Origin of the sequence: Pseudomonas shahriarae, assembly GCF_014268455.2 — a bacterium.
GTDB classification, from domain to species: Bacteria; Pseudomonadota; Gammaproteobacteria; order Pseudomonadales; family Pseudomonadaceae; genus Aquipseudomonas; species Aquipseudomonas shahriarae.
Genome location: NZ_CP077085.1, coordinates 1009161 through 1019689, shown reverse-complemented (window position 1 = coordinate 1019689; position 10529 = coordinate 1009161). Strand labels below are relative to the sequence as shown.

The following is a 10529-nucleotide window of genomic DNA, read 5'->3' as shown; positions in this document are numbered from 1 at the left end:
GAGCAACCTACCCTCGCGAAAAATGAAACAGACCTTATAATCAAAAATACATACCAAACCCTGATAACACGCGGGATGAAGGGTTGCTATCTGTACTGCACCGACAAAGAGACTGCGCAATACTTCGAGAGTCGGCTTAAGCCAACACAAAATTATTTATGGTATCGTTTGCGGGAGTCCCTGAGCCTGCGATTGGAGAGATCGTACGCGCAGGGGTAAAAACCAGCTCGACCATTTGCTTGATAGTTTCGACCCTGATTCGTCTCGGGGGCGGAGCTCAAAAAGCACCGTCCATCGGAATCCAGACCAGACAGCGTTCCAACTGGTATTCCAAGCAGTTTGACCAATCAGTTATTAACCAGCAAAAACAGATAGATACCGACTTGTTTCAGATTACCCCGGCCCACCAATTGAAACACCAGAGAAGCCCGCCCAGTGCGGGCTTCGCTGTATCTGGAGTACCGAATATTGCTGAAAATCGCTGTGGATGAATGCCGATATTGGCGCGTCTCAGCAGCTTTTCAGCAACATCCATCTACGGCGTTCTGCCGACCGAACTCAATCCCTACTCCCCAAGCCCATCATAAGCCCGCTCACACGTCACTCCCCTACCTCGGCTTGGGTCCGCGCGCTTGAGCACGTCAGCAAACACCATGCCGGCGCGGGTAGGCGATCGCACGCAGGTTCTGCTGCCGCGCATTGTTCGTGCGCCTTCCCTCCGCTATTTCGACCGCAGGTCAGTCCTGCCCGCCCTCCTCCCTCTTGTGCTTACGGTAACGGGAGAGCGAAATCCCCGTTTGGCGCTTGAAGTAGCGACACAAGTAAGATGCGTCGGCGAAGTTCAGTTCGTCGGCCACACGGCCAATAGCCAAGTCACTGTATGAAAGGAGAGCCTTGATTTCCAAGGTTACCTGCCGATCGATCAGGCCCTTGGGGGTGTCATTGAAAAACGCTTTGGTCAACTGCGACAGGTAGAACGGTGTGATACTCAGTGCGTCGGCGTAGAACTTCACATCTCGGTGGCGGATGCAGTGTTTGCCTATCAATTCCCAGAAGCGCCAACTGAGCATTTCCTTCCTGCTGAATCCCCTGTTCTCTATTTGGTTGGCTGGAAGTTGCTCGGCTATTTTCAAAAAGAGGTTCTGCAGTTGATTGCGCAACATGATGCGTTGGTAGGTGGGGCAGGTCTGCGCAATGTTCCGCATCTGCGTCACCCACCCCTCTATCAGCGGCATGTCGTCCTTGGATGGGACGCAATGAGGATGGTCATGCAGAAATACGAACAAGGTATTTGGCAGTGGGTAGGCAACCTCCGCTGCAAAGTTTTTCGGCATAAGGCAGAAAAACACCTTGAAGCGGCGCGAGCGACGTTTGAGCAGGGCAATCGTGTCTTCAGCCAGCAGCATCACACCACCGCGCCTGACCGCATGCTCTTTGAAGTTGAGAGTGAAGTGGGCGCTACCGCAGAGGCATACCAGCAGCGTCAAGTAAGCATGACCGAAGGAAAGCGGTAAACCTAGCCCTTGCGCGAGCGTGGTTTCTCCCATCCGCATCGATTCGTCAGGAGCGGAAAGTTTCGAAATGTGATGCATAGTGCCCCAGCGCTACAACAAACAAGTGCCACAATCGTATCAGCGCCTGGTGAAACTGTTTTGAAAAGTACCGAAAAAGCCGAGGTACTAGCGTGTACCGATGGTCTGTCTCCCAATACTCTGTCCCGAACGCACCAATCCATTACGAGTACAGGCCATGACACTTAAAACAGAACGCCTCTTGCTGCGTCCCTGGCAGGACACGGACGCCGCCGATCTATACGAATATGCCAAAGACACCCGAGTCGGCCCCATCGCTGGCTGGCCTCCGCACACCAGTGTGGAGAACAGTGCCGACATCATCCGCACAGTCTTCAATCACCCAGAGGTGTACGCGGTCGAATTGAAAGAAAATCGCCGTGCTGTTGGTTGTGTGGGCATTCTCATAGGTAGCAACAGCAATTTTGAAATCAGTGAGCAGGAAGGTGAAATAGCCTACTGGATCGGCGTGCCTTACTGGGGCAAAGGCCTGATTCCGGAAGCAGTGCGTGAAGTGATGCGACACGCTTTTGAAAACCTGAACCTCAAAGCACTTTGGTGTGGTTACTTCGCCGACAACATCCAATCCCATGCTGCTCAATCGAAGTGTGGCTTTCGCTTTCATCACACCGAAGAAAACAAATATAACCAGTTCCTCCAAGACTATCGGACGGAACACATCAGCCGCATCACCTACCAAGAATGGCTGGAACAGAAAATGACTGGGTCTGAAGTAACAAGAAACTCTGCCTACCCTGACCCCGCAGCCAAGCACACCATTGCTCGCTGACATCCACATGACATCGAAACACCCCCATTTCGTCATATTTCTGCAATGAAACCATGCGAGTTTTGTCGGCGGAAATAGGACATAACAGTATGCTTTAGCACGCTAATACGCTGTTTTAATTATGGAAAATGGATTCTAAGGAAAGTCGATGTCGATGTTTTGTCAGATCATGGATAAATCTGAGAGTGGTGGGTGCGGGTGCAAGATCCCATCCAGTGTGTTAACGAAGATTCTGTCGCAAACTGCAGCAGCCAATACGGTTTCGGATGACAAGGTGGTGTTGGGCTTTGAGTCTTCTGACGATTGCGCCGTCTATGACGCAGGTGAAAAATATCTGTTATTCACCACCGATTTTTTCTCTCCGATAGTCAACGATCCTTATATCTTCGGCCAATTGGCAGCCAGCAATGCTGTAAGCGATATCTTTGCTTCAGGCGGGAGTCCGCTTATTGCCAACTCGATCATGGCGTTCGACCCGGAACAGGTTTCGGTCGAGCAAGTTACGCAGATGATCCTTGGCGCCCAGTCGGTGATGAACAGGTTCAATGTCAGCATCGTCGGTGGTCATACGATCAAGAACAGCCAGCCCTTGTACGGCTTCTCGATCATTGGCGAGGTGGAAAAACACCGTTTGAAGAAAAACAACACGGCCAGGGCCGGTGATTTGCTGGTCATGACGCGTCCGATCGGTGTCGGCATCCTCGCCAATGCCCTGAAGAGCGGAGTGATTGAACAAAAGGATATTGCTGCGTCGACGCTTGCCCAGATTACCGGCAACAACGCGTTTGGCCGCACGCTGAGCGAAAGCCCTGAGGTGAGCAGTTTGACTGATATCACGGGGTTCGGTTTGATCGGCCATATCAGTGAGATGGTCGGGCTGGGGCAACTGGATGTTGACCTGGATACAAGCAGTCTGGTTTTTTATGACGGCACAGAGTCATTGGCAGTGGCGGTGACTTCAGCTGACAGCGGTATTTTCTCTAACATTAAAAAGTACGCGCAGAACGTGGAGTACCTGACTGATCCTCCATTAGCTAGAAAGTTTCTGTTGCATGATCCGCAAACGAATGGCGGTTTGCTGTTCACGGTGAGTGCCGAAGGGTTTGAAAAGAACCATCAGAAGTGGCAGGCGCTTTGCCCTGATCTGATTGTTATCGGTCGGATGACGGAAGGGACCGGCAAGATCAAGGTCTGCTGAGATGGTAGCCGTGACAATCTACCCGGTTATGGTCGGTGTGGGCATGGTGGCTGGTTTCATGTCAGGTCTGTTCGGTATCGGTGGGGGCATCATCGTGACGCCCCTGTTGGTGCTGATTTACCCGATCTTGTCCGGTCAGAAACTGCCGATTGAAGTCGTGACGGGACTTTCTTCCGCACAAGGCTTCTTTTCGTCCCTCGTGTCGTTCGCGCTGCACCGCATCAAGTTTCAGCCGGATTGGCGAGTGATCAGAAGCTTTGCTGTACCGATGGCTGTCGCCAACTTTTTTGCCTCTCTCCATGCTGATGCATTCAGCGAAAACTTCATCCTGTTCGTCTTCGGGCTGCTGGGGTTGATGTCGCTGTTGGTGACGCATCTGTTCCATAGACCGGTGGCCCTGTTGTGCAACCATCAATCGCTGTCGTTGCCACTGATAGGGCTGGTGCTTGGCGTATTGTGCGGGCTGGTCGGCCAGGGCGGCGGGTTCATCTACCTGCCTGTACTGATCAGCTTGTTTGGTCTGCAGATAAAGCAGGCCATTTCGACCTCGGCGCTGATCGGAATCATCGGAGCAAGTGGGGCTTTACTCGGCAGAGTGGGCTCCACCATGGACTTTCTCGGCTACACCGGTGAATTGGTACTGGGGATAGTGGTGGGTGGTTTCCTCGGAGCCATGCTTTCTCATCGGCTGGACTCAGGGCATCTGAAACAGGCACTGAATGCTTTCGTTTTGCTGTGCTCGATCCAGCTCATGCTGCGCCTTATTGTTTGACCCGTGAGTCTCTGTTCGCATTATGCGAGCAGCATCCTGAATGACATAAAACAGAAAACTGGAAGTGTTTGATATGGATATTGCTGTGGATGCAGTTTATGCCGACGTCTGTGGTTCGGCACCGGTTTCAATGGCTGTCAGCAACATGCTTCAGGCGTTGTTCTCGACCCGCCAATGCGCCAACCCCAACGCCAATCACGCCCTCGGCGTTCAATTGCTCGAACGAGTCGAACGGGCGCGTGGCCGCATCGCCAGCCTTTTGAAAGTGGACGCCGACTGCCTGATTTTCAACAGCGGCTCCAGTGAGGGCTGTAGCCAGGTGTTTCATGATTTTTTCGAACGCTACAAACATGAGCAACCCTTGGTGCTGTACTCAGCGATCGAACACTCCTGCACCCTGCAGAACATAAACCGCTACGGTCTGGAAGGTCTGCAATCCATAGCGATCGGGCATCAAATGAACGGACTGCTCGACACTGCACAATTGGAACAGCTGCTCCGCACCCATGCAGGTCGCCCGACATTGGTTTGCGTTATGGCGGTGCATAACGAAACCGGCGTGATTCAACCGATCGAAGCAATCGCCCGACAAGTGAAGGCTGGGGGTGGTTTGCTATTTTCGGACATGACCCAGGCCATCGGCAAAATCCCTGTGGATCTGCACGCATCCGGCGTTGATTTCGCTATTGCGTCAGGACACAAGTTCGGAGCGTTGCCCGGTGCCGGTTTTCTATACGCCAGAAACCGCTACGGTTTGTCGCCATTAATTGTTGGCGGTGGCCAGGAAGGCGGGTTGCGCGGTGGTACTCAGAACTATCCGGGCATTCTTTCGATTGAAACTGCGTTGCAGGAGAAACAGCACAAATACGGCAACGGTAAAGTCGCGGTACAACAGAGCCGGGAAACATTTGAATCTAAGCTGCAAGCGATGCTGGGCGAAGTGGTCGTGATCGGTCAGCAAGCACCGCGTGTACCGTGTGTGAGCTTTATTGCATTGCCGGGCGTCAATACAAAAAAACTGCAGCTTGCCTTGAACAGGCAGTCGATCTACATAACCGGTGGGTCGGCATGCTCGGACAAGACACTCAGCCTGTCCAACACGGTTACACAACTGGGATATTCCGAGCAGATCGCCGGGGCCACGGTGCGCATTTCCATCGACGAAGAACATTGTCAATTCGCGTATGAGCGGATTCTGGAGGGGATCGCTCAAGCGCTGAAGCTGTCTTCAACTGTCTCGGCAGCTCACGCTGTGGCCCACGTGTTATGAGGGTGGTGACCTCAGGCTCGGCGTACCTGGACATCGATGCGTATGCCTGCTGCATTGCGTACGCCGAGCTGTTGAATCGCCAAGGCATTGAGGCTCGGGCCGTCAGTAGCGCCCCGCTCAATGCCAGCATCTCCAGGACTGTGCTCGGATGGCAGTCATCTCTGGATGACTATCTGCCGAGAGCGGGTGATGAGTTCGTGTTGGTGGATGTCTCCGACTACCACTATTTCGACCCGGTGGTGGTTCCTGAACAGGTGGTGGAAGTCATTGACCATCACCCAGGCTTTGAAAACTATTGGGCGCAGAAGCTCGGTTCTGCGGCAGACATCCTGCCAATCGGCGCAGCGGCGACCCTGATTTTTCAGCGTTGGGAAGCGTTGGAGCTGTTGCCGCTAATAAGCGAAAAAAGTGCTGCGTTGCTGGCCACGGCTATTCTGGACAATACCCTGAATTTCACCGGGCAGTTGACCACCCAATCGGATATCCGGGCTTATGAAGTCCTCGCACGGCGGGCGAAACTGGATGCGGGCTGGCCCGAGCGGTACTTGCGCGAGTGTCAAGCCACTATCGAGTCAGACTTGATTGGCGCGTTGGCGGTTGATATGAAGCGGCTGAAAGCCGATAGCAACCTGCCGCAGGTTTTCGCGCAGATGGCGGTGTGGGATGCCAGTGCGCTGATCCAAACGCATCGGTCAACGCTCGCCCACTGGATGGCCGCGCAGGGTGAAGACTGGCTGTTGAACGTCATCAGTATCAGCGAGTGCAAAAGCTACTTTCTGGCTGAGCCCTTGGCCAGCCAACAAAAGTTGAGCCATTTGCTGTCGATCCAATGGCAGGCCGGAATGGCTGTCCTTGAGTGCCCGCTACTGCGTAAGGAGCTGTTGAAGTTGGGGTTGGCGCGCACCTGCGTTGTTCCAACAAGCCTTCGCGGCAGTTAAAGAGGCTGCCGTGGCTGGGGATCATGCGCAATTTCATTGACGCCGCTGACGGTGCACCCCGTCAGGGCCAGGGCAATACATCCTCCTGTAATGACCTGACAATTACGCAGGCGCCGCGCATTGTCATGCAATCGGCCGCCCCTGGCCATAAGTGAACAGGCGTCAGCTAGCGCCTGACGAATCATCGTTTGTCCCCGCCATAGGCCTGAAATCTAATCCATCGCAAACAACTAACAATAACTGCGATGGAGCAGACCCACCCATGTCCCCTACCTTTTCTCTATTGATCCTTGGCGCGTCCATTCTGTTGATTGTCGTGCTGATCGGTAAATGCCGTGTGCATCCGTTCCTGGCCCTGATCGCCGCCAGTCTGCTGGTGGGGGTCGGCACGGGCATGACTCCCACCGCGATTGTCTCGGCATTTGAGAAGGGCATGGGCAGCACGCTCGGGTTTCTTGCCGGCATCATTGGGTTGGGCAGTATCCTCGGCAAGTTGCTGGAGGAGTCTGGCGGCGCCAAGCGCATTGCGACCACGCTGCTGCGGCTGCTGGGTGAGCAGAACGCCGCGTGGGCGATGATGCTGGTGGGCTTTATCGCCGGGATTCCGGTGTTCTTCGAGGTGGGATTTGTGCTGCTGATCCCGCTGATTTATGTGGTTGCCCGTCAGACTCGGATTAACCTGTTGTACCTGGGTGTACCGCTGGCGACTTCGCTGATGGTGGTGCATTGCATCCTGCCGCCGCACCCCGCCGCCACGGCCATTACCGGCATGCTCAATGCCGATATCGGCAAGGTGATTTTGTACGGGCTGATCGTCGGCTTGCCCACTGCCGTGATCGCCGGGCCGATCTGGGTCAAGCTGACTTGTGCGCGGCAGGCCCCGGCCAACCAGGCGCAGTTTTTGGCTGAGCGTGGTGAGGGGAGCATCGACGACAGCCAGGCCCCCAGTTTCGCGATGGCGATGATCACCGTGCTGTTGCCCTTGGCGCTGATGGTCGGCAAAACCCTGGCCATCCCCTTGCTGGCCAAAGGCTCGATGGCGTTTGAGTGGGTGTCTTTCATAGGTAACCCGCTGATTGCCCTGGCGCTGTCGATTTGCTTTGCCTACTGGTCCCTGGGCCTGCGCCGTGGGCTGGGCATGGGCGATTTGCTCGACCTGACCCACCGCTGCTTCCCGCCGCTGGCCGGTATTCTGCTGGTGATCGGCGCCGGCGGGGCGTTCAACGACATGCTGGTCGGCAGCGGCATCGGCAAAGTCCTGGCGGACGTGCTGGGCCAGTCCAACATCAACCCGATCATCCTCGCGTGGTTGATCGCCGGGCTGATGCACTTCGCCGTGGGCTCGGCCACCGTGGCCATGATCAGCACCGCCGGCATGGTGTTGCCGATCCTCGGGCAGAACCCGCAATACAGCCCCGAGATCCTGGTGATCGCCATCGGTGCCGGCGCCATCGGCTGGACCCACGTGACCGACTCGGCGTTCTGGGTCGTAAAAGAGTACCTGGGGATTTCCCTCTCCGAAGCCCTCAAGAAATTCACCGGCGCCACCGTGCTCGCCTCGGTGGCAGCCCTGGTCTTTACCCTCATCCTTTCCCGGTTTGTGTGATGAACCCCACTCCAAAGGCAGTTCCCATGATTCAAGGCAAAACCCTAGACGCCTGGTATGCAAGCCATCCCGTTATCCAGCAATTGGTCGCACTGGAGCCGCTCAGTTGGTTCAACCCCGCGATCGCCCCGGCCGCTGTAGCGCTTGAGGATGTCGGCCTGACCCTGGAGGATGTACAAGACGCCAGCGCGCGCCTGCTTCGCTTCGCGCCCTACCTCGCCAAGGTGTTCCCGGAGACGGCGGCGGCGGGTGGCATCATCGAGTCCGCGATCCAGCCGCTGAAGGCCATGCAGCACGCGCTGTTGAGCGAAGCCGCCCTCCCCGACTGCGGCGCGCTGTGGCTGAAGAAAGACTGCGACTTGCCGATCTCCGGCTCGATCAAGGCCCGTGGCGGTATTCATGAAGTGCTCAAGCACGCTGAAGACCTGGCCCTGCAGGCAGGCTTGATTACCCTCGACGATAACTACGCAACCTTGGCCGACGAGCGCGCACTGAGGTTTTTCAGCCAGTACAAAATCGCCGTGGGCTCCACCGGCAACCTTGGCCTGTCCATCGGCATCATCAGCGCCAAGCTGGGTTTCCAGGCGACGGTGCACATGTCCTCGGATGCGCGCCAATGGAAGAAGGACAAACTGCGCGCCAGCGGCGTGACGGTGGTGGAATACGCCTCCGACTACAGTGTTGCCGTGGAAAACGGCCGCCAACAGGCGCAAAACGATCCGGCCTGCTATTTCATCGACGATGAAAACTCGCCCCACCTGTTCCTTGGCTATGCCGTGGCCGCCGAGCGCCTGGCCCGGCAATTTGAAGTGGCCGGGGTGCGGGTGGACGCCGAGCATCCGCTGTTCGTGTATCTGCCCTGTGGTGTTGGCGGCGGCCCTGGTGGCGTGGCGTTTGGCTTGAAGCTGGCGTTTGGCGATGCCGTGCACTGTGTGTTTGCCGAACCGACCCACTCGCCGTGCATGCTGCTCGGTGTGTATACCGGGCTGCATGACCAGGTGAGCGTGCAGGACTTCGGCATTGACAATGTCACCGCGGCTGACGGCCTGGCAGTGGGCCGCCCCTCCGGCTTCGTCGGCAAGGCAATGCAGCGCCTGGTCGATGGCTACTACACCGTCACCGACGAAGAACTCTACCGCCTGATGTTCCTCGCCCACGAGCTTGAAGGGGTAAAACTCGAACCTTCGGCCCTGGCCGGCGCGCCAGGCATTGTGCGGGTGCTCAAGGACGCGCAGTATTTGCAGCGCATTGGCGTCTCGGCGGCACAGTTGGCCAGCGCCACGCACTTGATCTGGGGCACCGGCGGCAGCATGGTTCCCGCCGAAGAGTTCGCCACCTACCTGGATAAGGGGCGCGCTCTGCAAACCACAATCCATCGTTGATCGCCGGCGGTTGACGCGAAGAGGGACACCCACATGGCAGCACTTGGCCTGGGCAAAGCGCCGAAGCTCACCGGCGCCCACCTGTCCAATCTGCATACCTTCCTGGTCGCCGCCCGCCACCTCAGCTTTGCCCGCGCCGCTGACGAGCTGTGCCTGACCGCCAGTGCGGTCAGTCACCGCATAGCGCGCCTGGAAGAAGAACTGTCGCTCAAGCTGTTCCATCGCTTGCCGCGCAAGGTCGACCTGACCGATGACGGCGAGCGGATTTTCAAGGTCATGCAGCACACCATGGACACCCTGTCCGAGGCCGTGCAAGAACGCTCCGACAGCCAGATCGAAGGCCAGCTGTGCTTTTACGCACGGCCCTCCGTCGCGCAATGCTGGCTGGTCCCCAGGCTGGCCGATTTCACCGCCCGCTACCCTGGGATTCAACTGGATGTGCGGGTCGGCAACGAACCGATCGACTACCGCACCCGGCGCATCGACCTGGTGCTGTGCTACTCCAACGGCGAGCATCCGGGCCTGGAAAGCCTGCGCCTGATGCCCGAGCGGATTGCCCCGGTGTGCAGCCCGCAATATGCCCAGGCCCATGGCTTGATCGGGCATCCGGAACGCCTGGCACAGTGCACGGTGCTGCACGATGTGGCGGCATGGGACAACATTTCATTCGATGCAGAATGGCGCTTATGGCTGGATGCGGTGGGCGACAGCAGTGAGTTGCCAAGCCGCTTCATGACCTTTGACCGCTCCGACTTGAGCACCCTCGCGGCGATCAACCATGCCGGCGTGGCCATTGGCCGTGAGCAACTGGTGCGCAAGCGTGTGCAAGATGGCGAACTGGTGCTGCCGTTCGGCGGGTTCAGGGAGGCGTTCAACTATGGCTACTATCTGGTCCACCCCGCGCACGAAACCCTGCCCAGACGGCTCAAGGCGTTGATTGATTGGCTGGTCGAGCAAGCCCGGGGTTGAGGTGTGCCAAGGCAGCTAAACCCGAGAACAACG

Annotated in this window: 9 protein-coding genes and 1 pseudogene; 9 read left to right on the top strand and 1 reads right to left on the bottom strand. The window is 56.9% G+C overall.

What is annotated here, in order from left to right; translation table 11 throughout:
• Positions 1-219: pseudogene (locus HU773_RS04435) on the top strand (DNA/RNA helicase domain-containing protein); the annotation flags it as partial.
• 518 nt (positions 220-737) lie between these two features.
• Here the strand turns inward: HU773_RS04435 and HU773_RS04430 are convergent.
• The gene (locus HU773_RS04430; protein ID WP_186625322.1) at positions 738-1592 is read right to left on the bottom strand and encodes a helix-turn-helix domain-containing protein; all 855 of its coding nucleotides are present in this window, start codon (positions 1590-1592) and stop codon (positions 738-740) included.
• A 157-nt stretch (positions 1593-1749) separates the two neighbouring features.
• On the opposite strand from HU773_RS04430, the gene HU773_RS04425 reads away from it, so the two are divergent.
• From HU773_RS04425 to dsdC, 8 genes are all read left to right on the top strand, one after another.
• The gene (locus HU773_RS04425; protein ID WP_225923837.1) at positions 1750-2361 is read left to right on the top strand and encodes a GNAT family N-acetyltransferase; all 612 of its coding nucleotides are present in this window, start codon (positions 1750-1752) and stop codon (positions 2359-2361) included.
• A gap of 148 nt (positions 2362-2509) precedes the next feature.
• A complete protein-coding gene (gene selD / locus HU773_RS04420; protein WP_186625321.1) occupies positions 2510-3559 on the top strand; it encodes a selenide, water dikinase SelD in 1050 nt (349 codons plus the stop codon).
• A 1-nt stretch (position 3560) separates the two neighbouring features.
• Positions 3561-4331, top strand: coding sequence for a sulfite exporter TauE/SafE family protein (locus HU773_RS04415; RefSeq protein WP_057960599.1), 771 nt, complete (start codon positions 3561-3563; stop codon positions 4329-4331).
• Between the two features lie 73 nt (positions 4332-4404).
• On the top strand, positions 4405-5601 hold the full coding sequence (locus HU773_RS04410) for a cysteine desulfurase family protein (RefSeq protein ID WP_057960600.1): 1197 nt from the start codon (positions 4405-4407) through the stop codon (positions 5599-5601).
• Positions 5598-6539 carry a DHH family phosphoesterase gene (locus HU773_RS04405; RefSeq protein ID WP_057960601.1) on the top strand — a complete coding sequence of 314 codons (942 nt, stop codon included), beginning with the start codon at positions 5598-5600 and terminating at the stop codon, positions 6537-6539. The genes HU773_RS04410 and HU773_RS04405 overlap by 4 nt, the downstream gene beginning before the upstream one ends.
• 262 nt (positions 6540-6801) lie before the next feature.
• The gene (locus HU773_RS04400; RefSeq protein ID WP_186625320.1) at positions 6802-8145 is read left to right on the top strand and encodes a GntT/GntP/DsdX family permease; all 1344 of its coding nucleotides are present in this window, start codon (positions 6802-6804) and stop codon (positions 8143-8145) included.
• A 26-nt stretch (positions 8146-8171) separates the two neighbouring features.
• Positions 8172-9527 carry a D-serine ammonia-lyase gene (dsdA, locus tag HU773_RS04395; RefSeq protein WP_186625319.1) on the top strand — a complete coding sequence of 452 codons (1356 nt, stop codon included), beginning with the start codon at positions 8172-8174 and terminating at the stop codon, positions 9525-9527.
• A 33-nt stretch (positions 9528-9560) separates the two neighbouring features.
• Positions 9561-10496, top strand: a complete 936-nt coding sequence (gene dsdC, locus HU773_RS04390; protein WP_057960604.1) for a DNA-binding transcriptional regulator DsdC — start codon at positions 9561-9563, stop codon at positions 10494-10496.
• Positions 10497-10529 lie beyond the last annotated feature (33 nt).